The sequence below is a fragment of the Chitinimonas lacunae genome, from assembly GCF_042650885.1.
Lineage (GTDB): Bacteria > Pseudomonadota > Gammaproteobacteria > Burkholderiales > Chitinimonadaceae > Chitinimonas_A > Chitinimonas_A lacunae.
This window is the reverse complement of sequence record NZ_JBHSBU010000001.1, coordinates 1,233,465-1,256,994: the sequence shown is the minus strand read 5'-3', so window position 1 is coordinate 1,256,994 and position 23,530 is coordinate 1,233,465. Positions and strand designations below refer to the sequence as shown.

Sequence of the window (23,530 nt, the reverse complement as noted above, 5' to 3'; positions counted from 1 at the left end):
TGCAGCAAACGGTTGAGTAGCAGTCAGGAAGGGTTGAGCAAATATGGTCGCGGTCGTTACCGGTGCAGGTTTGGGTTTGATGGCAGGTTCCCTGAATGCCTTGGGAGGGCGTGGGGTACTGGGGTCGGCTAAGACGGGCACCAGCGGGGGCAGCGTCTATCTCAATGCCGCGACCGGCAATCTGGTGCTGCAACGTCAGGATGAATTCCTGGCCGGCCAGGGTCCGGACCTTGCCATGCTGCGCACCTATAACAGCGGCGGCCGGTTTGATGGCGATAACAATGACGGCTGGCGGCTCGGTTTCTATCGCACGGTGCGGCTCGATCCGGGCCGGCAGATCGGTGAGGCGGGCAGCAGTCTGACCCGGACCGACCGCGACGGCGCCGAACTGCGCTATCGCTTCGATCTGGTGCGCAAGGCCTATGTCCGGGCCGATCAAGGCGGCGACGATGTGCTGGTCTACGACGAGGTCAACAAAAGCTGGACCTGGACCGACGGCGCCACCCGCCATAGCGAGCTTTACAGCAAAAACGGTGAGCAGGGCTGGCGTCTGGTCGAGTCGCGTGACCGTGACGGCGATACCATCAACTATGTCTATAACGGCCGAGGTCTGTTGAGCGAAGTGCGCAGCAGCAATCGCGGCACTATGGTGCTGGTCTACGGCAAACCCGACCAGCCCTTATTGCTCACGGCGGTCAAGCTGCAGATCGACGGGCGGGACTATCAGCACACCAGTTACCACTATGACGCGCAGCAGCGGCTGCACCAGGTCAAGGTCGACCTGACGCCGGAAGATGGCAACGACAAGCATTTCTACCAGGTCGACTACGAATACTACGACCAGCCCGGCCGCGACCGGCTGCTGAAGAGCCTGAGCGAGAGCGATGGCACGCGGCTGGAGTTTATCTATGAAAACAGTGGCGACTCGCCCCGGCTGATGCAGTTGATCGACCGGGCCACCCAGCGTGAAACCCGCTTTGAATATGGTCCGAACGCGACCCGGGTGCGCGAATTCCAGCTCAAGCCCGAGCAGGGCCCGAGTGCGATGGTCGAGCTGTCGCACAGTGTGCTTGGCTACGATGGCGCCGGCCAGCTGACCTCGGTGGAGCTATGGGGCGGCGATAGCGGCCCGCTGCGCAGCGAATACCGCTATGACGCGGCCGGCCGGGTGCAGGAAATCCTCGATGGCCGTGGCAATAAGGTGGTGTATGGCTACGACGCCCATGGCAATCTGACGCTGGAGCGTGACGCCAGCGGCGCCACGGTCGAGCGCAGCTATCGCAATGGAATGCTGCTGCGTGAGACCCGCTACAGCGTGGTCGATCCGGACGGCCAAACGGCGCCGACGGGTGCCCTGCATAACCGCTTTGTCTACGACCCTGCCCGCAACCATCTGCTGCGCTTCAGCGTCAGTGCCGAAGGCCGGGTGGTCGAGTACCGCTATGACCAGCAGGGCCAGCGCAGCGCCGAACTGATCTATGACCGGGCGCTGTTCCGCAGCGGCGCTGCCGATGCCGAACTCGCCATCGAGACGCTGGAGGCCTGGGTGGCAAGGCAGGGTCAGGCGCAGCGTACCGACTATTTCTATCAGCCCGACGGCCAGCTTAGCCGGACCGTGGCTTATGGCCCGGTCTCCATCGGCCAGGCTGGCCGCGACCAGCCAGTCCAGCGGCAGAACGTCACCCTTGAGACCCGCTTCTTCTATGACCACCAGGGCCGGCTGCTCGGCAGCATCGATGCGCGCCAGAACGCCGATGGAGGTGCCAAGCGTCGGACCTGGCTGCACTACGACGGCCTGGGTCGGCTGCTGCGCAGTATCGATGTCGAGGGCAAGCAGACCGAGTACCAGTATTCGATCGAGCGCAGCGGCGGCATCCGGGTGGAAATCAGCGCGCCCGATGGCCGGCGTACCGTCAAGGTCTACGACACCCACGGCAATCTGCTCAGCGTTCAGGAGCTGGGCGACAACGCCAGCCAGACCCTGTCGTTCAGCCGTTTCCATTACGACGCGCTGGACCGGTTGCGCTACAGCGTCGACGGTAGCGGCCGTGGCAGTGCCATGCTGTATGACGCGCTGGGACGCAAGGTGGCCGAGGTCGATGACAGCGGTGCGATGGTCGAATTCGGCTACGACCGCAATGGCCAACTGGCGCTGACACGGCGCTATGTCAATCGGCTGAGTGGTGAGATGCTGCAACGCTATCTGAGCCCACCGGGCGAAGGAGTGGCGGCGGTCGATCTGCGCAAACCCGGCGCCCGGCCGGCGCCCAGCAACGAGGATCGGGTCGAGCGGCGGATCTACGACAATGCTGGCCGGCTGAGCAAGACGCTCGACGCCGACGGCTTCATGACCGTCTACCGCTACGACGGCGCGAGCCGGCTGCTCGAGACGGTACGCCATGCCCAGGCCGTGGCGCTCGATGCGCTGATACTCGATATGCCCGACCATAAGCTGGCGCCGCCGGCAGCCCATCCGGCCGATCGCCGCAGCCGCCGCTTCTACGATGGCGACGGCAAGCTGCTGGCGGAACTCGATGCCGAGTACGCGCTGACCGAATACCGCTACGACGGCGCCGGTCGGGTGCTTGAGACCATTGCCTACGCCAATCGGGTGAGTCAGCCCGACGCGGCCAGCCTCGACGCGCTGCGTCCGGCCGCCGATCCGGCCCGCGACCGCAGCAGCCAGCGTCGTTACGACAGCCGCGGCCTGCTGGCGGCCGAGCGGGATGCCGAGGGCTATATCACGGTTTACGAGTACGACGAGGTCGGCAACCGCACCCAGACCCGGCGTCTGGCCACTGTCAGCAACGAGCCGCTGCCAGCGGGCGAGGCGCTGTGGGCCTGGATCGAGGCCCGCAAGCTGGACGGGGCCGACCGTAGGACGCTTGCCGTCTACGACAGTCTGAACCGGGTGCAGCGCGAGCGGGAGACGGTAGGTGGTGCGGCGCTACAGAAATTCTATGGCTACGACCTGGGCGGGCGTCTGACTTCCCTGGTGCAGATCGACGAACTGGGCGGCAGCAATGCCCGCCGCAGCAGCTACAGCCGCTACGACAGGCTGGGACGGCTGGTTGAGGAACTGAGCGGCGAGGGGGCCGACCTGCTGCGTACCCTGTTGTCGACCGATACCGGCACTTCGGTGCTGCCGGGCGAGATCGAGCGGGTCTGGAATACCTATGGGCTCCGTTACGGCTACGACGAGGCGGGCCGACGTACCCGGCTGACCGATCAGTCGGGCCGCCATACCTTCTATTACTACGACGGGGTCGGACGGTTGCAGTACACCGTCAATCCGCTGGGCGAGGTCAGCGAGCTGCGCTACACCGCCCAGGGCGATGTGGCGGCGACGATCCGCTATACCCGTCGTCTCGCTGATCTCTCGGCGCTGAACGGTGGCCGGGCCGATGCTGCCTTGACCCAGGCGATTGCCGCCCTGGCCGACGGCAGCGAAAGCCGGACCGACCGAACCTTCAACCGGCGCGGTCTGCTGCAAAGCGAGACGGTGTGGCAGTCGTCGGGCCCGGCGGCCGCATTCCAGCGCCAGCGCTTTGTCTACAACGCCTTCGGTGAGCTGTACCAGCGCTATGACCGCATCGGGCTACAGGACCAGGAGGTACTGGGCGAGCATATCTTCAGCCGCGACCGGCGCGGGACCGTCACCGAGCGGCTGAGCGGCGGGGTCTACAGCAAGACCGAGGTCGATGTGTTCGGCCGGACGCTCAAGGTGGCGACCGGCAGCCAGAGCGGTGTGACCGGCCAATACGGCGGCTTGCAGGAAGTCAGCCAGCAATACGACCGGCTGGGCCGGGTGGTGCAGGTCGAGACCGGCGCCCTGGGGCAGGTGCTGTCGCGCCGCAGTACCAGCTTCGATGCCTTCGATCGGGTGCTGACCCAGACCGATACCCTGGAAGGCGGCCGTCAGACGACGGTCAGCTATCGCTATAACGATGCCACCCGGGCCGTCACCATGCTGTCGGCCGGCGGCATTGCAACCACCATCAAGAAAAATGCCTTTGGCGATACCGAATACACCATCGATGGCCAGGGCGGCAGTACCCACTATCGCTACGATGCGGCCGGGCGCCTGCAAGCGGTGGTGCGACCCGACGGTAGCGTGGTGTCGGAGAGCCGCTACGACCGACTGGGGAATCTGCACTGGAGCATCGACGAGCGCGGCGTCAAGATCGAATACCTGTACGACGCGGCCAATCGGCGGCAGACCCAGATTGTCGATCCCGACGGCCAGCGACTGACCACCCACTACCAGTGGGATGGCCAGGGTCGCCTGTTCCGCGAAACCGGCCCGGACAATCTGGTCACGCTGACCGAGTACAGCCGCGATGGCCGCAAATGGCGGGTGGTGATCGATCCGGTCGAACCCGGCAAAGCGGCCGGGTCGGCGCTCCATCTGGAGACCCGCTACCACTACGATCCGCGCGGCAATCTGTTGACGGTGGAGCAGGGCTTCGATGCCAGCGGCCGGCCACTGCGCGAATACAGCAAGACCCGCTATGACTATGACGATGCCGGACGACGCTACCGTGAGGTGGTCGACCCCGATGGCCTGGCGCTGGAGACGCTGTACTTCTTCGATGGCGCCGGCAATGCAGTCGCCAAGCGCGACCCCAACGGCCATTTCACGACCTATTACCGCGATGGCCAGGGACGCGTCACCATTACCGTCAACGGCGCCGGTGAGGTCGAGGAGAGCGTCTACGATCTGGCCGGCCGGGTCAGTGAAAAGCGCCGCTATCTGAAGCCCTATCCCGAGCTGCGCTTCGATGCCTCCCGCACTGCCCTGCACGAACCCGTTCCCAGTGCCCTCAAGGTCAGCAGCCTGCTCGACGCCAGCCAGGCCGAGCGGACCCGCCTGTTCTACGACGATGACGGGCGTCTGCGCTGGAGCCTTGATCCCAGCGGCGCCCTGATCGGCTATCTCCACGACGACAACGGCAATGTGCTGCGCGAAACCCGTTACGCCAACAAGCTCACTGGCGTAATGGGCGAGATCGTGCCGCAGGAGTCGCTACAGGACCGGATCGTCGACTATGTCTATGACGCGCTCAACCGGCCGGTCTATCGGGTCGATAAGGAGCGCGTGGCCGGTCAGCTGCGCGAGCGGGCCATCTACGAGACCCGTACCCGCTACGATCAGGCAGGTCGGGTGGTCCGGGTCAGCGCGGTGGCGCTGACTGAGGATCAGACCGGTGAGCGCAAGGTAGTCGGCGAGTCGATCGAGACGCTGTATCGCTACGATGCGCTCGGCCGCCGGATTGCCGAGGTCGATAACCAGGGCCGGGTCAAACGGACCGAGTATGACGCGCTTGGCCGGGTGAAGACGGTCACGGAGAAGGTCGGCATCAGCGAGAAGGACGCAGTGGCGCTGCCGCTGACGGGGTTGCCTGGCGCCCAGCTAATCCAGGTCGACCGTGATGCGGTCATCCTGCTGGGGCCAGAGGGTCAGCGGACCTTGATGTTCAGGGATACGCCGCTACAGGAAATGGTGGACGAAGCACCATGGCTGGCCGGATGGTTGCAAACCCAGTTCGGCGTGCGTTTTCTGTCGGAGCTGGAGTCGGCCAGCCTGCCGCTGCGTAGCCCGGCGCAACTGACCCGGCCGGGCCAGGGGGCAGCCTTGACCGAATTGCGTCTGCTGCTGGCCCAGTTCTGGAACAGGCAGCCGGTCGGCAGTGAACTGAGCTGGGCCGGCGGTCGTCTGCACCGTACGACAGCCGATGCCGCCACCTTTATCGTCGGTCAGCCGGCGAGCCGCATCATCGTTGAGCGGGCCAAGTCCTATGACCCGATCCATCTGGCTTCGCTGCACCCGCAACTGCGCGATTGGCTGCTCAACGAGCCCCGGGCCCGCTATGGCCTGAAACTGGTGCCCGAGCAACAGATGCCGCTGCTGGTCCGGGATGCCAGTCTGATGGCGGCACAGGCGCAGCTGCAAAGTGTCCTGTGGAGCCGTGGCTCGGATGACGAGTTGGCGCTGAATCTGCGCAAGGATCGAATCACCCAGTATCGCTACGATCAGGCCGGTCGGCTTGAGCGGGTGACGGACCCGGACGGTTCGGTCGAGAAGTACAGCTATGACGCTCTGGGCCGCAAGATCAGCTACGTCAATAAGCTCGATGGTCGTACCGAATACGACTATGACCGGGCGGGCCGGCAGATTCTGGAGGTCTCTCCTCAGGTATCCCGCCTCAACGACGGCGCCGACATCAACAGCGTGAGCCAGCACGTCAATGTCGCGACCAAGATGGTGTACGACGCCAACGGCAATCTGATCGAGCGCTGGGAAGGTGGTGTTGGTCAGATGCGGACGCGCGATGCAGGGTTTGGCACGGACAATTTCGCCTGGCACAACGCCCGCGTCACCCGCTTTGCCTACGACGCCAGTGGCCGCCAGACCATGCTGGAGCAGCCAACCCAGCTGCAAGCCGTCTTCCGCAGGCAGTGGGATCAGTTCTGGAGCGGTATCGTCCCCAACGAAACCATGACCTGGGATATCGGCCAGCTGCTGCACAGCGGCGGCCGGCTGGAACTCCAGGTGCGTTTCGACGATGCCCACCATGCCACAATCGATGGGGTGAAAGTCCAGCGCGGCATGTCGGTGGACGAATTGCTGCGCAAGCTGCCCAAGCTGCGCGACGCGGTGGTTGCCGCCGGTCTGATGACGGTCGATACGGACGACTACGTCCGGATCGTCGATGCGGGCCGGGCGGATGCCTTCAAGACCCGCTGGGACAGCTTCTGGAACAGCGCCCAGCCCGGCGAAACCCTGAGCTGGGCCCAGGGCACCCTGACCCGGCAGGTGGATGGCCGGGCGCTCTACCTTGCCCGCGGCGAGACCCCGCGCGACGCCCGCTGGCTCGACGCCGGCATGACGCTGGCGCAGACCGCCAAGAGCCATCCCAATATCCGCGCCGAGATGGAGGCGCACGGCTATCAGTTCTCGGCCGAGCTGCTGTTCAGGAACGCGGAAGACCGCACCAAGCTGATCGCCACCTGGAACGACTATTGGAACCATAGCGTGCCCGGCGAGTGGATTGCGCTCGGTAAGGGGCGGCTGTTGCGCCAGGCCGACGGCAGCGCCCGTTTCCGCGACGAGGTCGGGGTCGAGGTGGTGCTGCGGCGCGAGATGCTCGACCCGGCCAAGGGCCAGCTCGATCAGCAGATCGCCGAGCGGCTGCGCGAGCATCCGGGACTGATCGAGCTGTTCCGCGCCTTCCAGTACGAATTCGAATTCAAGTACCGCGTTGCTGACGAGCGTCGCTTGCAGGCGCTGCAGGCGATCTGGGAAGCCTACTGGGCCGGGCCGGTCTACGGCGAAACCTTCGATCTGGGCCAGCAGCGCACTTTGCGCCGCTATGGCCCGGACCTCGCTGCCTTTACCACTGCCGACGGGCGGATCTATACCGTGCGGCGCGATATGGCGCTCGAAACGTTGGCAAGTCTTCATCCCGATATCCGCGACTGGTTGAAGTCGCTGGCGCCGGGACTGAGCATCGGCGAGCCTGCCACCAAGGTGACGGAGGGCAATATCACCCGGCTCGAGCCGTTCTGGCGCGACTACTGGGGACAGGGGCTGATCGGTGAAACCTGGCAATGGGCCGGCGGCCAGTTGCGCCGCGAAGGCGTGCATCTGGCCACCTATATCGGCGCCGATGGCCGCGAGGTGCGGATTGCCGATAACGATCCGCTCGAACAGGTGGTCAATCTCCACCCCGATATCCGCCAAGCCTTTGTCGCCCAGGGTTTCCAGCTCGGCACGCCGGTACGAACGGTCGATCTCGGCCAGATGCAGAAGACCTGGGAAGCGCTGTGGCAGCGGACCCTGCCCGGTACTGAAGTGCCGTTCTACCAGGGTATCCTGCGCCGCGAGCCGGCGCGCGAGATCGCCTATCCCTCGCCTTCGGGCAAGCTCGAAACCCGGCTGCGTGGGGTCGCGACCTATATCCCGACGGCCAATCCGAGCCAGGCCGTCGAGCTGTTCGAGGGCTTGAGCATCGATGAGGTGGCGGAGCGCTCGCCTGAACTGAAGCGCTTCTTCACCGAACTTGGGGTCAAGTTCGGCGCCGATCGAGTGGTCACGCCGGGTGATCAGGCCGCCACGCTGGCAGCAGTCTGGCAGGGCTATTTCGCCGGGCTGGTGGTCAATGAGAGCCGGGCTTGGGCACAGGGCAGTTTGGTGCGCACCGGACCCAATAGCGCCAAGTATGTGTTCCAGAACAAGGCGAGCGGCAAGACCGAGGAAATCGCGCTGAGCCGCGATATGTCCCTGGTCGATGCCGCGGCGCTCCATGCCGATATCGCGGCCGAATTGGCCAAGGCACCGGGCGTCGAGGTCAAGCCGTATCTGCCGCGCGACGGAGACAACCGCGCCCAGGCAGCCTGGCAGGCACTGTTTGACCGGCCGCAGGTCGGGGCGACCTGGGATTGGGCCAAAGGTCAATTGCGGCGCGAAGCCGACGGTCGCATCACCTATGTGCTCGGCGGCCGTGACCAATTCAGTTTCGACCGCTCCGCCAGCTTGCAATCGCTCGCCGAGCGCCATCCGAACTTCACCGAGGCGTTTGCCGCACTGGGCTTCCGGCTTGGCGACCAGGTCAACGAGACCGGCCGGGTGGCCGACCTCAAGGCCCATTGGCAGACTTTCTTCGATCAGGCGGTGCTTGGGGAACGGCTTGAGTGGGCCGGTGGGGTCTTGGTCCGAGGCAATGCCGGCGAGGCCGAGTTCGTGGCCGGCAACGGCGAGCGGGTCCGGTTGAGCCGCGAAATGAGCCTGGCGCAGATGGCCAAGCTGCATCCGCAGATCGAGGCCGAATTCCTGCGGCAGGGTTTCCAGGCCGGGCCGATTGCCAGCGCAGCCGATCTCGAACGGATGCGCACCGACTGGCTGGCGCGCTTTGACACGGCCATGCCGGGCGAGCGACTGGCCTGGTCGCAGGGTCATCTGGTCCGTCAGGCCGATGGCTCGGCCAACTATCTGGCCAGTGATGGCCAGCGCATAGCGCTGCGTGCCGGCATGTCGCTGGAGGCCATGGCCCGTCTGCATCCCGAGATTGCCAAGGGCTTTGAAGCCTTCGGTTTCGTGATGGGTGACGAGGCGGCAATGCTGGCTGATTGGCACAGCTATTTCGACCGGGCGGTCAGCGGCGAATCGCGCAGCTTCGGCCCGGGCCGGCTGGTGCGTCATGAGGACGGGACGATTCGCTATATCGGCACAGACGGCAATACAGCCGTGCTGCGCCGTGGCATGAATGTTGAACAGGTGGCCTTGCTCCATCCTGAGCTGGCCCAGGAATTCGCCAAGCAGGGCTTTGTGATCGGCGAGCGGCCGCAGGTCAAGCAGGGCGATATCGAGGCACTGCGGCGGCAATGGCAGAGTTATTTCGATACGGCCCAGCCCGGCGAAACCCTGAACTGGGCCGAAGGCACCCTGACCCGGCAGGCCGACGGCAGCGCGCTGTACCGCAGCAATGTGTTCGGCGGCACCACGGTGCTCCGGCGCGAGATGAGCCTTGAGACGATTGCCAAGGCCCATACCGGTCTTGCGGTTGCCTTCTCGCGTCAGTATGGCTACCGGATGGAGTCGCAGATCGAGGTGGTGGCGCCGGGCGATCTGGCGCGGCTCGATGCCGACTGGAACGCCTATTTCCGCGGTCGCTTTGCCGGGGAAACCCTTGACTGGGCTGGCGGCAAGCTGGTGCGCAATGCCGATGGCACGGCTACCTATCTGGCAGCCAACGGCAGTTCGGTGGTGCTCAATGGGGGGATGAGCGTGGCCGATGTGGCGCGCGCCCATCCGGCACTGGCGGCCTATTTCGAGACCCAGCGCTTTAAGCTCGGCACGCCGCAGAGCGTGGTCGTGCCCGGTCGTCAGGCCGAATTGCAGCAGCATTGGGACAACTATTTCAACGGTCCGGTACTGAAGAAGAGCGAGAGCCTGTGGGGTGGTACGGTGATCCGTACCGGCTTTGGCACGGCGGATTTCGTCTTCGGGGGCACCACTTTCCAGCTGATCCGCGGCATGGACCTGCCAAGGCTGAGCGAGCTGCCGGTGGAAATCTCGCGCCAGTATGTGCGCAGCCGTCCGGTGCTTGATCGTGCGACCTTGCAAAGCGACTGGAATCTGTTCTGGTCGACCATCCCGGTTGGCTGGTCCGGCGCCTGGCGCGGTGGCGAGATTACCCGTACCGGCCCCAGCAGTGCCTTCTACCGTGGCAACGACGGCTCGACGCTGTCGATCACGACCAGCACCAGCCTCGATACCCTGCTGTCCAACCGGGCCATCGCTGCGGCGTTTACCCGTACCGAGAACTGGATCGACGAGAGTGCGTTCCGGCGTGATTGGGACCAATATTGGCTCGGCAGCGTGGCCGAGGAGCCGTTGACGCTGTTCGACGGCAAGATCACCCGGCATGCCGACGGCAGCGCCACCTTCAGTGGCGCAGCGGGCGCAGTCCGCTTTGACCGCAGTGCTTCGTTCTCGGCGCTTTATCTGGCCAATCCCAAACTATTCGGTCAGTGGGCCAGCGAGTTCGGCTATCGCATCAGCACCGATCAGAAGGTCATCGACAGCAGCGGTGAAGAAGCGCTGCGCAGCTTCCTGAGCCGTTATTTCAGCGGCTCGGTGGCTGGCGAAACCATTGCCATGTGGGGGGGCACGCTGACCCGCCAGTCCAATGGCAGTGCCCGTTACACCCATCCGGCCGGCACCCTCGACATGGTGGCCAGCCATAACAAGGCCGGTCTGGCGGTGCAGTCGGCACGACTGGCCCAGGCCTGGGCCGACGGCTACGGCTTCAAGGCCGGCATGGTGCTGCGGCTGGTCGAACGCGGTCGCGAGGCCGAGTTGCAGGCAGCATTGAGCGCCTATTGGTCGGGTCGGATACCCGAAGAAACGCTATCGGTCTACGGCGGCACGCTGACCCGTCATGCCGACGGCAGCGCCAGTTTCCAGACGGCACAGGGCAGTATCGCCGTGCGGCGCGACAGCGACCTGTTGGCGCTGGCCATGAGCAATTCGAGCCTGGCGCAGGCCTGGAAGCAGAGCTTTGGCCTGGTGGTCGAGAACGGTCGTGGGGTGGTGGCGCGTGGCCAGGAGGCCGAGCTGCAAGCGCTGATCGATGGTTATCTCACTGGTCGCTTCGCCGGCGACCAGCTGGAGTGGCTGGGTGGCAGCTGGACGCGCAATGCCGACGGCAGCGCGACCTACCGCAGCGCCAGCGGCAGTCTGCGACTCAGCCGCGATGCCGATCTGGCGGCCTCGGCGCGCGCCAACAAGGAGCTGGCTCAGGCGCTGCAGCAGCGCTATGGCTTCAGCAGCGTCAATGGCATCGGCGCAGTCAGACAGGGCGATCTGGCCGGACTCAAGGGCTTCTGGGAACGTTACTGGGCCGGGCGTCAGAGCGGCGAAACCCAGTCCTGGCTCAACGGGACCTGGACACGCAATGCCGATGGCAGTGCCACCTACAGCAGTGCCAGCGGCAATCTGCGGGTCAGCCGCGATGCCGATCTGGCCACGCTGGCCCGCGCCAATCAGGAACTGGCTCAGGCGCTGCGCGAGCGCTACAGCTTCGTGCCGCCGCCGCAGGGCAATGCCGGAGCGGGTCAGGGCGCGCTGGAGAAGTTCTGGAGCGACTACTGGAAGGGCGGCATGGCGGGCGAGCAGTCCAAGGCGCTCGGTGGCACCCTGGTACGTACCGGCGAAGGCCGGGCGGAATATCGCAGCGGCAGCGGCGAGGTGGTCCAAGTCAGCCGCGAACCTGACTTTGCCAGCTGGATCGCCAAGAGTGCCAGCCTGAAGGCGGCATTGGAGCGCGAATACGACTACCGGGTCAGCGTCAGACGCGACTGGGTCGGGGTCAGTGCTAAACAGGTGGCCGATCTTGAAGCCGCCTGGCAGATCTATTGGCAAGGTACGGCCGATGGCGAACAGGTCGCGGTCTTTGGCGGTACCTGGCGCCGTAATGGCGATGGTTCGGCCCAGTTCAAGACCGCTGCCGGCGAATGGCGGGTCAGTCGCAACGAGGATCTGAGCGCTTTGGCCGTTCGCGACGGCAGCGGGGCGTTGGGACGTCAGCTGATCGAGCAGTACGGCTATCGGCGCCAGGGTCTGGTGTTCCGCAGCGAGCAGGAGAAAGCGGCACTGGGCCAGCTGTGGGAGGCATATTTCACCACCCCGCTCGAAGGCGAGACGCTGAGGCTGGAGTTTGCCAACCAGACCTTCGGAACGCTGACCCGGCTGGCCGGCGGCGCCGTGCGCTTCGATGCGCTCGGCGGCGACCCGACCGGTCCCGGCCGCAGCGCGACGGTCCAGCGCGGTGACGGTTATCAGGCGCTGGCGCTGGCTTGCCCGCGGTTTGCCGATTTCCTCAAGGCAGCGTTCCAATCGTCGATCGACGACGGCGCCCGTGCCACGATCCAGAAGCAGTTCGACCGCTACTGGACCAACCCCGAAGGCTGGGTTCACTCAGGCGAGGGCGAGAAGCTCGAGATCCTCGACCCGTTGACGGGCCGTGCGATGAAGATCCGCTTCCTGGCCCAGGGGCAGGCGGAGTTTATCGATATCAATCAGCGCAGCACGCTGCTGCGCTACGACGCCGGGGCTACCGCAGAACAACTCCAGCACTACCTGACTGAGCTGGCGCTCAGCAACCGAGACTTCGGCCGTTGGTGGCGCGGCGTATCGGGCTTCTCGGTCCGTGACAGCAGCAGCGTCATTGCACCGGCACAGCGCGATCCAGCGGCAGCCGATGCGGCTTTGCGAAGCTATTGGAAAGGCCCGCAGGCGGGCGAGACGATCCACTTGCTTGATGGGGTGATCCGCCGCAACGAGAACGGTACGGCGACCTATAGCGCTGCGATCAATGGCCAGTCGGTATCGGTGGTATTCGACCGCCAAACCCGCTTCAGCGAGCTGGCCCTGCAACACGCTTCGATCGCCCACGCCTTGGGGCGTGATTATGGCTTCAAGGTCGAATCGACCCTGGGTTTCGGCGGCAACCCGGCCGCGCGCGGCCAACTGCAGACCTTCCTCGATCAATATCTCAGCCAGTCGATGGTGGGCGAGGTGTACGAGCATGCCGACTCGGGCGGCCGCTTTGTGCGGGCGGTTACGCCAGAGGGCCAGCTGGGGGTGGTCTATGAGGACAGGGTCGGCCACAAGATCCAGTTGCAGCACACCAAGGGCGTCAGCGGCGAAGCACTGCGGCAGGAACTGGCCCGGGCGGCAGCCGACAGCGTCGAATTGAACCGCGCCTGGTCGCAGTCGTTTGGTTTTGCCGGCTGGCGTGAGGTCAAGATCGGAACCGGTCGTGCCGAGTCGATGCTGAAGAGCTGGCGTGATTACTGGGATCATCCCGTCATCGGCGAACAGCTCGATTTCGCCGGGTTCGGTTCGTTCAAGCGTACCGGTCTCAACCAGGTCACCTTCATCACCGAGGGTGAGCCGCCGCGCAGCGTGGTGCTGGACCGTCCCAAGGCGGCGGGTGTGGAGAGCTGGAAGGTCAGCGACGAGGAACTGCTCAAGTGGCTGGCTGCTGCCAGCAGTAAGGAGCCGGCCCTGGAGGCGCTATGGACGCGCTTCTTTGGTGGCGAGCTGCGTCTCGATGTGGTCAAGCAGGGCGACAGTGCGGTCGGCTTGATGCTCGACGCCTATTGGCAGGGCTCCCTGCCAGGTGAAACGCTGGAGCTGCCCTTTGGCAAGCTGACCCGTCTGGGTGGTGGCCTGCTGGGCTATGAGCGGACGAAAGACCAGGGCCGCTTCACCTTCCGGCGCGATATGCCCCTGTCCGAAGTGGCCCGGGTAGCGCCCGAACTGGTGCAGCACTGGGAAGGCCAGGGCGCTTTTGCCCTGGATAAGGATGGCCGAACCACCATCTCCGACTCCCTCAACTCGGTGAAGGACAGCGGCAACAACGTCCGAGCCCTGCTGCAACGCAGCTTCTCCGATCTGTGGACCGGCGAGCGGGCAGGAGCCAGGGTCAGCGTGAACGGCGTGATGCTGACCCGACTGGCCGATGGTCAGGCGCGCAATGATCTGGGCCAGGTCATCAGCCGTTCATCGAGCCTGACCGAGCTGGCCAACAGCGTCGCTGGATTGCCGGCCGGGGCCGAAGCCTGGCGGGCGCTGGCTAGCAACGGGGCGGCCAATGCGCAGTTGGAAGTGGACGATAACGCCTTCAACGGCCGCGAGCTTGGCATGGCGGATTTCGGCCGCGCCGAGCTGGTCCCGCACAGCGATACCTACTACGACGCCGTCGGCAATGCCGTGGCCTACCGCGATGTCGAGGGCAACTGGAGCTACAAGGCTTACGACAGTGCCCATCGGCTGCGTTTTGATATCGATGCCGAAGGCTATGTCATCCAATACGACTACGACACCTTCGGCAATCGCACCGAGCTGATCCGCTACGCCAACCGTTGGCATGGTGGACAGGATGCCAAGAGACGGGCCGATCCGTCGCTCGCTAGCCTGGAGGGCTGGGCCAGGAGCCAGTTGCCGACCGATCAGCGCCGGATCGAATACCGCTACGATGTACGCGGCCGGCTACAGCAGACCATCGAGCCGCAGAGCGAGAATTTCGAGGTCGATGCCAATGGTCAGGTTCGTTTGCAGATCGGCAGCAAGATCACCACTCTGCACTACGATGCCCATGGCCGGATGGTCCGCCAGCAGGTGACCGGTGGTCATTTCCCCTCGACCACCTATTTCTATTACGACAGCCTCGGACGCAAGGTCGGCCAGATCGACCCGGCCGGCTATCTGACCCGTTGGCGCTATAACGCCTTCGGTCAGGTCAAGGAAGAGGTCCAGTACGCGACGGCACTGACCATCGTGTTCGATGAGAACGCCAAATTCGAGGCGCTGTGCGACAGCCTTGAGCAGAAGTTGACGAGCTCCGCCCAGGACTCGACCGGTCAGAAACGGGTCAAGCGCTACGACTACGACCGACGGGGCAATCTGATCGAGGAAACCGAGCTGGTCGCCACTCTGGATGTCAACGGTCAGGTACTCAATCGCGAGAGCAGCCAGCGTCATGGCTACGACCAGGCTGGCAACCGCGTGTCCAGTACGGATGGTCGTGGCAACCAGTCGTTCGAGTTCTACGACGAGACGGGCCGCAAGATCGGAGCGGCACAGGCTACCAATGGCTCCATGTCCGAAGGCTATAAGCGCAGCGACTACCGGGTCAGCAAGATTGACTACGATGTGTTCGGCAATGCGGTACGAACCCGGCAGTTGAACAACCTGGCCGGAGGTTTCAGCCTTGATTACAGAAATATGCCAAATGGCCTCAAGGCAGAGAGCATTGCATATAATAATTGGTTAATTTGTACCGCAGATACTGCTTTCTCGCAGGATAGCGAGGACAGGGTCGAAATCCGCTCGTTCGACGCGGCCGGCCGTACCCTGTCGGCCCGTGTCTACCAGGGACGGTATAGCCGGCAGCAACTGTCGCACAGCGAATGGCGCTATGACGCTTTCGGTCGAACACTGCTGGAGTGGCAGTCCAACGAGGTCGAGACCTTCGCTGACAATCAGTCGCTCGAGACCCGGAAAATCCGCAATAACGCCGTCAAACGGTTCACCTATGACCGGATCGGTCGCCAAGTGACCACCAGGGAACGGGTGGGTGGCAAGGACTCGACTGGTCATACGGAAACCCAGGTTGAGTACAACGCCTTTGGCGAGATCACTCGGCGCTTTATCCGTCCGGTCGCTATCCAGGGCACCACCATGTCGGCAGAGCTGACTGGCCAATACGCCTATGACAATGCCGGCCGGCTGATCTACCGCAACGAAGGGGGAGTCGCCACCCGCTATGCCTACGATATCGAAGGCCGGGAAACGGCCCGGGTGGTCAGTCCGACTGGAAAGGTGACTGAGCAGGCTTCGCTGCTCAATCTATTGTTCGACGCCGACAGCGCCGGCCGGGTCCCGGCTGCCGCCAACGCCGACTACCGTCGCTATTTCACCGTCTATGACCGGCTTGGCCGGGCGGTGAAGCAATTCAATCCTTCCTTCAAGGACCGGACGACCCAGGAGACGCTTCAAGTGGTCAGCTCGGTGGTCTATGACCGCTGGGGCAATCGCCTGAGTGCGACGGACGCCAACGGCGCCACCTACCAATGGCGCTACGACAGCCATAACCGGGTTGTCGAAGAAACCCTGCCCGAGACGGTAGTGGTCGGCCAGGATGGCAAAGTGTCGCGTCAGGCCATCAAGCGGCGCTATGGCTACAACCAGTACGGCGATCTGCAAGCCAAGCGTGACGGCAAACAGCAGGTCCGCCATTACGAGTACGACGATTTCGGTCGCCAGACCGGGGAGTATGTGGTCAATGAGCTGGGTGGCCGGAGCTATCTCAGCGAGACCCAGTACGACAGTTACGGCCGAGTGAGACAGCAGCGCCATTTCTCGGGTACAGGCGTTTTTGCGGAGTCGCCGTTTGCCTATACCTACGACGCACTGGATCGAGTCAAGACGATCCAGCGTATCGGTGCGGAAGTCCGGGAGCTGGTAGAAGGCGCATTGATCGGTAAACAACGCCTGGAAGAAACGGGTTATGTCTACGATCAACTGGGACGCAAGATCCGGGAAACTCGGCAGATCTACAGTTATGAGTCGGCCCGCGACTACGCACGGGCACCAGACGACAAGCAGCAACTGCAACTGACCGAATACGACTCGCTGGGTCGAGTCACCGCCACCGAATCGGCTGAGCGCGACGGGGGGATATTCAAGCGCGGCTTCCGGCGTGAGCAGACCTACGATATGCGCGGCAACAAAACATCTGCCACCACCAGTTGGGTGCAAGAGGGGGCGCGAATTTCCGATGCTTCGCTGCGCTGGATCTACAACGCGGCGACCGGTCAGCTAAGCCACCACACCGATCTGGGTGGGGGGACTTACGATTACCAGTACAACAGCGCCGGGGAGTTGGAGAGACAGAACTATTCGCGTCTGTTCCTCAACTTTGAAGCTGACCCCGACCGTCAGATCAAGCTGCCTCCTGTGCCGACGCCAACGCCTACGCCTGATCCGGGCAGCGACAAGAAGTCACTGAACGATACAGGTCTGCCAGGGATGGTTCCCCTGGCGGAAGGCGGTTTTATTGAACGACGTGCCGACGGCAGTTGGGTGGACGACCGAGGGGATAGCTGGACGCTCGACGCAGACGGCATGCTGACGGGGCGCACTGGTCAGCGCGTGTCGCCGCTGGGCGAGAAGGTACCGCCGAGCCCGACCCCGACTGCCATCGTGTCGACCCGTTACCAGAATCGCCAGGCGAAGCACGAGCGCAGCTTCGTTTATGACGAAGCGGGTCATCTGATCCAGCAAACCGACTTCGACAAGAGCTATACGTCCGGTACGGAGGCGGGGAAGGTCGACGCCCATCGCTTCCTCGATGAAGGCACGGTGCTTCAGACCAAGCGCTACGACAGGCTGGGCAATGTGCTGGAGGAGACGGTAGAGCGAAGCTGGAGCAGCGGCGTGGAAGGCCGTCGTGCGGTCGGGACGACCGAATACTGGCGCCAGCGCAATGAATACGATGAGCTGGGCCGGCTGCGTGCGGTGCAGACCGATGATGATCAGTCGACCAGCACAGCCTTGTGGCTGCAATACGGCTATGACGAGAACGGCAACCGTCGGGCCGTCCTGGGCGCCCGCCGTAGTGAAGGGTGGTGGCAGGGCTATATCAACTGGTACGACTACGACGCGCTGGATCGGATGACGCTCAGCCGAGGGGTGCTGGAAAACGGCAGTATCCAGTTGCGCCCGACCCAGACGGTATGGAGCATGACTTCACCACTGGTCGATTGGAACAGCTTGGCGGGCAATCGCAGCACCTTGTCGTTCAACAATGCTTGGCAGATGACGCTGGCCCTACCTAAGGACGACCAGCCGATGCTGAGCGGTGGAACGCGGATCAGCTATCTCGGTACGGGCCAACTGCGCGATTCGGTGCAGACGGTTCAGAGGGATGGGAAGACGCAGACCCAGAAGTTCTACTACGACAGTTTTGGCCGGGTGATTGCTGCGACCCAGCAGGAGAACTCGACTTCGCCTGAGATGCTGGTGTCGATGCGCACCTACGACTGGCTGGGTCGGGTGGCGAAGGAGGGCAACTGGGACCCGAGGTCGCCGAGTCCGACGCCTACCCCGACGCCTACCCCGGTTCCGACACCTACGCCGACGCCGACACCACGTCCGGAGCCGAAATCGACGCCCTCGTTGGAGGCGGCACCGTCGGTCAATGGCCACGGTCAGTTTGTGCAGGAACGGCGGAACGAGTACGACGGCAATGGCCGGCTGCTCACTCAGTACACCTTTACCGACCGGTTGCATGCCAATGCCCAGGCAGCCTCGCAGACGTCGTACCAGTACGATGGCGAGAAGCTGTTGCAGATGCAGTTCAAGACGCTGGACAAGGACAGCTGGTCGGAGACCTATACCTATCAATACCAAGCCTTTGGCAGCTGGAAGGAAACTTCGCAGATTCGCGAAGTGACTGGCCGCGACTCGCGCCGAGCCAAGAGCTACAGCGTGCTGGACGATTACGGCCAGGTCCGGGCGATCTGGCAGGCCACTCAGGCGCATGGGATTGGAGGCAACGACACCTTCGCGCCTGGTTATGTGCCCAGCCAGGTCCGCCGCTTCTTTACCGACAGCGATGGCCGGGTGCTGTGGCGGTTCGACGAGTCCAATCTGGGCGACAGCTCACCGGGGCGATTCGAGGAATCGGTCTGGCTGGCGGATAAGCCCAGCCATGACAGTAAGGACTACGAGATCCTCCGGCGCAGCGGTCCGGGCAACAAGGGGATAGCCTATGCCTACGCAGGCTCGAATGTGGTGGGGTCGGCGGGCAAGGATATCCACAGCTCGGACTTCGACTTCAACTATCTGGACCTGAGTCCGAACAGCCTGCCGCAGGCCAGCGAGCAGAGCTACACCACCCAGCAGGGCGACACGCTGCGCCGGATCGCCTTGATGAACTGGGGGGATGCGGGGCTGTGGTATCTGATCGCCGACGCCAACAATGCCGTCGATAGCTCGGAGAACCGAGCGGGGCCGGAGTCACTGCTGAAGGCGGGTCAGACGCTGAAGCTGCCGATGGTGATCAGCGCGGCTAACCGTGCCGATACCTTCCGGCCGTACAACCCGACCAAGATTCTGGGCAGTACCACGCCAGAGCTACCCGCACCGCCTCCACCGCCTGGGCCGGAAGGCTGTGGCGCGGTGGGGCAGATCGTCATGATTGTGGTGATGATCGTCGCCACAGTCTTTACGGCTGGGGCCGCCGCGGTCGGTTTCAGCGCAGGCTTCCAGGCCATCATGACCGCTGGTGCCCAGGCGATGATTGGCTCCATGACTGCGGGGAGCATCCTGGGGGTGAGTGGCTTAGGTGGTGCCATGATGGCCAGCACCGTCGGGGCCGCAGTGGGCAGTGTCGCTAGCCAAGCGGTGGGGATGGCGATGGGTGCCCAGGACAAATTCAGCTGGAAAGCTGTTGGGACGGCGGCATTGAGTGCTGGAGTCGGGGCTGCGATCGGCGGCTCAGGGTTGGGAGAGGCCATCCGAGGTTCCCAGTTCGTCAGCAGCTTTAGTTCCTACAGCCATATTGCCGGGGCCGCATTGACGGCGATGGCCAGCTCTGCGATTAGCCAGAGCGTGATGTCGGCCGCAGGGCTGGGCAGCTTCAGTTGGCGTAATGTAGCGGCCGCCGGGGTTGCTGCCTCGGTTGCCCCGTCGCTAAGTGTTGAAGGAGACACCTTCGGTGCAAGGCTCCTCAATAACCTGACCAGTGGCACGATCAGCCGCGTTGCCCAGATTGCGATGCATGGTCGTGGCAAGCTCGATATGGTCAGTATCGCGACCAATGCCTTTGGGGATGCACTGGGCAATGGAATCGTCCGGGCTATGCAGACGGTCAGTGTGGAATCGACCAATCGGTTCCATTCGCCGGAATTGATGAAACCCCTTGCCGCCCGAGCACCGGTGGAGTTTGAGCCGTCAGATCATCAGTTTGAAGTGCCCAGCCATAGCTACAGTGCTTTGGACGGCGAGGCGGGTGATGGCAGGGGACAGGGCCGGGTCTGGTACTCCCGCACGGTACAGCGTGGCGATACGCTGACGTCGCTGGCGGATGGTGATCCTGAGCTCGCGGGGGCGATTGGCTACCAGAATGGCTTGACCAGTTCCCGTATCCGAGCAGGGATGACGCTGACCTACAGCGAAGACTATGACCAGGAAAAGGCGCAGTCTTGGATTCGTGCAGCCTATCGGGAGGATAACGATCGGGCACTGCGGGCCAGCCTGAATGCGCGATTGAGTGATCGTCTGTTCAGTACGGAGGGGCTACAACAACAAGGGCTGGATCTTCTGAATGCTGGAGTCGGTTGGGCGCGTAAGGGGCTGGGCTCCTTAGCGCAAGACTTTGCCCAGATGAAGTATGACGGCCCTGTTAGAGAGCTTGGCGAAGCACCGGGATATTTGACGTCGATGGGGCGAGTGCTGAGTAGCGAACTACCCCTCAGCGAGAAGCTCTCGTTGCTAGGGAGTACCACGGGGTATCACTATCGTGGTTCACCTGGTGCGCAAGGGACGGTGCAGATTGCTGGTGGGGTACTAGAGGCTGGCTCCGCGGCTGCCCTGTTCCTGACGGGAGGAGGCAGTCCTGGTGGCGTCGTGGTGGGACTCCATTCGCTGGATACCATCAGTGCGGGGATTAACCGGATCCAAGGAGGGGATGGGCGAACGCTGACTTACAAGACAGTGGAAAGCCTGACGGGTTCGTCGGGAGTAGCTACGGCAGTGGATATGGCTATTCCTGTGCTGGCTATGCGGCCTGGGGGTAGAAGTACTGTCCCAAGCAGTCCACTTACAATAGCTTCCAACCCTGCAACGGGTAATCCGGCTGCAATCTCCCGAGGCATGGGCACGCTCAACACGCGCCAAGCGGCTGTTCTTGAGCAGTTGCCAGACTATGGATCGCAGTTAATAACAAGCAAAAATTTTGGGCAGAGAGACCTGGCAGCCCTCACTGCGTCCACTGGTGACGAGTTTGCGATGTTCTCGACCGGTGGACGCCGCTTGCTTATACGTGGCGACGCAACATCAGTGCCGATTACTCCGGAAATGGCTACGGACTTGGCAAGTCAAGGATGGCGTTGGTCATCGCATGTCCATCCGGGATTCGATTCCAGTGTACTAAGATCGTCCATTGGCGATCGAGCGGTGCTGGATGCGATGGGTGCAAATCAAAGTGCAATCTTCAATTCGTTAGGCCAGCGCAGGCTGTTCACGCCTGCCGGTGATAGCTTGAATGGGTGGACGCCATGGTAATTAAAGAAAAATTGCTTTCTTTGGCAGAAATGGAAAGCATTGCGAAGCAGGCGACTTTCGAAGCTTTAAAGAGTTTTAAGCCGCCAAGGAACCGGGAAAACCTCACGCTTGGATCGGGCATAACCGATGAAGAAGGAATATTTGAGCTATATTTAGCGGGCGAGATGCCGAAAGATGCGGAAGTGGTCAGTCGCGCAACTGTCAACAGGTTGACTGGGGCTGTAAAGGTGGATGTTTTTCTGCCGCCGGCATAGTAAGATGCATAAACTGCGCCTGCATATGCGGGCGCGGTTTATGTGCCAAACAGTACGTCTGCAATAACTACCGGCGCGGAATGGCGCAGCCTGCCGGGTGGGGTGAGAATTAAAAATATTGGGAACTATTGGATCAAGGAAGTTGATCCTAACGTTGGAGCTATTGCTCAATGGTGGGGGCGTGGGTCTTTAAAAGCTCAGGCGGAAGGACTCGGTAAACTGGGGGATCTGGGGGTCAGTCATCTTTATAGAAACGGCAAGCTAATGACAAGAGATGCTGGAGCTTATATGCCGGGCAATTTCTGGTCTACTTGGGCGGAAGGTTCCTATAGACTCGGTACGCCATTCAATGATATACGGCCGAGAAACATTGGAGCCAATGGAATAATATTCGATCCGGCCAAACACCCCCTCCAGAGAAATCTTGAGGCGTTTACAGCGGCAGCTGTATTCGGTACGGGAGCCTACCTTGGCTTTGATTATTATCGGGGTAAGTAACTATGATCGCCTATCTCTTATTTGCCACTATAGCCTGGTATATTATTTTTGAGTTTGTACTTTGGCAGATGAGGCGGCATGGTGGCTTTCCTACAACCGCTACTTTTGCCTTAGGCTTGTTGCAGACCGGTGGAGCTTTTCTGTTGGGGGTGAGTGCGGCAGTGGCTCTGTTCTTTAAGTAAGGAGTGCTGCATTTGGAAGGGGCTGGCAAAATTTGGTTGGAGGGCATACTCGCTTTGGCGAGTTTGTCGTTCCAAACACAGCTTTCTTGGAATCGGATGGTGCAGTTTCTCAGTTACTGTATGGTGCCCGTGTTGGGCAAGGACTTCCGGGTTCGCAAGGTGTCGTTATTAGTAAGAGGCCAACAGCGGTAGAGCTTTTGAATCTGGCAGAAAAGCATAAGGTCGAATTTGCGACGACTTACACTTTAGGCCCGGGAAAGAATGGAGGCGGCGGATATTACACTCTGTATTCTGGTGGGCCCGATAGTGTTAGTTTTGGTGAACTTGCGGGCAATAAGATTTTAATTAATCACGTACATCCTGGGGGCACGCCGGTCGCTAGCGGTTATTACATGAATGGCGCTGGTGAGCGTGTGTTTTCGCCAACTGCCACAGACATTAGTTCGGGCGCAGTAACGTGGAAAGGAGATCAGGCCGCCTTGCAGAAGTTGATTGACGCTGGGTCGCCACAGAGGACTTCAGTGATTATTCCAGCGGAAGGCCGTGGTGGTATATATCAGCCGCCATTCCGCTTCTCTACAACGAGTAAGAATCTAGACTACTCTATTTCGGGAGATAATGTGGTTTTCTTTAAAGATATATATAATAGAAGCGCAGGGCCGAAGGGATATTTGCCATGATGAGCGGGGAAATATGTTCGGCGTTCAATATTTTGACCCGCTGCGGTCGAGGGCAATAGGAGCGATAAGGATGGAGCTTGACAATCCGGCTGATTTCGGTGTATGGGGGCGCGTCTACCCAGAGAAAATGTCAGCGTTTCGCTCCTGGATTGCAGCAGATCTTGGCATTTCTCAGCTTACTGCTCAGAAAATATTTGGTGCCGCTGCAAAAGACTCCGGGCTTGTACAGTTCCATTCGGGATATGGTTGGCTTGAAATACCTTTTCTATTGGAAAATTTGCCTGATTTCATCGAGGCTGAAACTATTCTTGTTTCAGTGTCTGATGTCCAACCAACAGGTGGGGAGGGGCACTGCAAGATCCATAATGTTTTTTTTGGGAAAGGCACTTGCCCTGTGTGTTCAGGAAATATTATTCACCGAGGTAGGCGTAAATTATCAATTCCAGCTGGATATTAACTCGGAAATTACAGTTTGGAAAAACGTTTGGTTGCACGTTTCAATTTCCCCATCGAATATAAAGGCTTTGTTGCATAACGCCGCCGAGGGAGGCTTGA

At 62.1% G+C, this 23,530-nt stretch carries 6 protein-coding genes; all 6 read left to right on the top strand.

What is annotated here, in order from left to right; translation table 11 throughout:
- The first annotated feature begins 79 nt into the window (after positions 1-79).
- The 6 genes from ACFOW7_RS05410 (at position 80) to ACFOW7_RS05385 (ending at position 23,432) form a co-directional block, all read left to right on the top strand.
- On the top strand, positions 80-21,361 hold the full coding sequence (locus ACFOW7_RS05410) for a hypothetical protein (RefSeq protein WP_378161860.1): 21,282 nt from the start codon (positions 80-82) through the stop codon (positions 21,359-21,361).
- Positions 21,355-21,615 (top strand): hypothetical protein, encoded by a 261-nt coding sequence (locus tag ACFOW7_RS05405; protein ID WP_378161858.1) that lies wholly within the window; start codon positions 21,355-21,357, stop codon positions 21,613-21,615. Before ACFOW7_RS05410 ends, ACFOW7_RS05405 begins: the two co-directional genes overlap by 7 nt.
- Positions 21,616-21,657: 42 nt before the next feature.
- Positions 21,658-22,113: a hypothetical protein gene (locus ACFOW7_RS05400; protein WP_378161856.1), complete on the top strand. Its 456-nt coding sequence runs from the start codon at positions 21,658-21,660 to the stop codon at positions 22,111-22,113.
- A gap of 2 nt (positions 22,114-22,115) precedes the next feature.
- On the top strand, positions 22,116-22,295 hold the full coding sequence (locus ACFOW7_RS05395) for a hypothetical protein (RefSeq protein ID WP_378161854.1): 180 nt from the start codon (positions 22,116-22,118) through the stop codon (positions 22,293-22,295).
- Between the two features lie 197 nt (positions 22,296-22,492).
- Positions 22,493-22,975: a hypothetical protein gene (locus ACFOW7_RS05390; RefSeq protein WP_378161852.1), complete on the top strand. Its 483-nt coding sequence runs from the start codon at positions 22,493-22,495 to the stop codon at positions 22,973-22,975.
- Positions 22,976-23,045: 70 nt separating this feature from the next.
- Complete coding sequence (locus tag ACFOW7_RS05385; RefSeq protein WP_378161850.1) at positions 23,046-23,432, top strand: hypothetical protein; 387 nt, start codon at positions 23,046-23,048, stop codon at positions 23,430-23,432.
- Positions 23,433-23,530 lie beyond the last annotated feature (98 nt).

Excerpts from the sequence above, each read along its gene's own strand:
- ACFOW7_RS05410 (WP_378161860.1), top strand. The coding sequence starts at position 80 with ATGGCAGGTTCCCTGAATGCCTTGGGAGGGCGTGGGGTACTGGGGTCG.
- ACFOW7_RS05405 (WP_378161858.1), top strand. The coding sequence starts at position 21,355 with ATGGTAATTAAAGAAAAATTGCTTTCTTTGGCAGAAATGGAAAGCATT.
- ACFOW7_RS05395 (WP_378161854.1), top strand. The coding sequence starts at position 22,116 with ATGATCGCCTATCTCTTATTTGCCACTATAGCCTGGTATATTATTTTT.
- ACFOW7_RS05385 (WP_378161850.1), top strand. The coding sequence starts at position 23,046 with ATGGAGCTTGACAATCCGGCTGATTTCGGTGTATGGGGGCGCGTCTAC.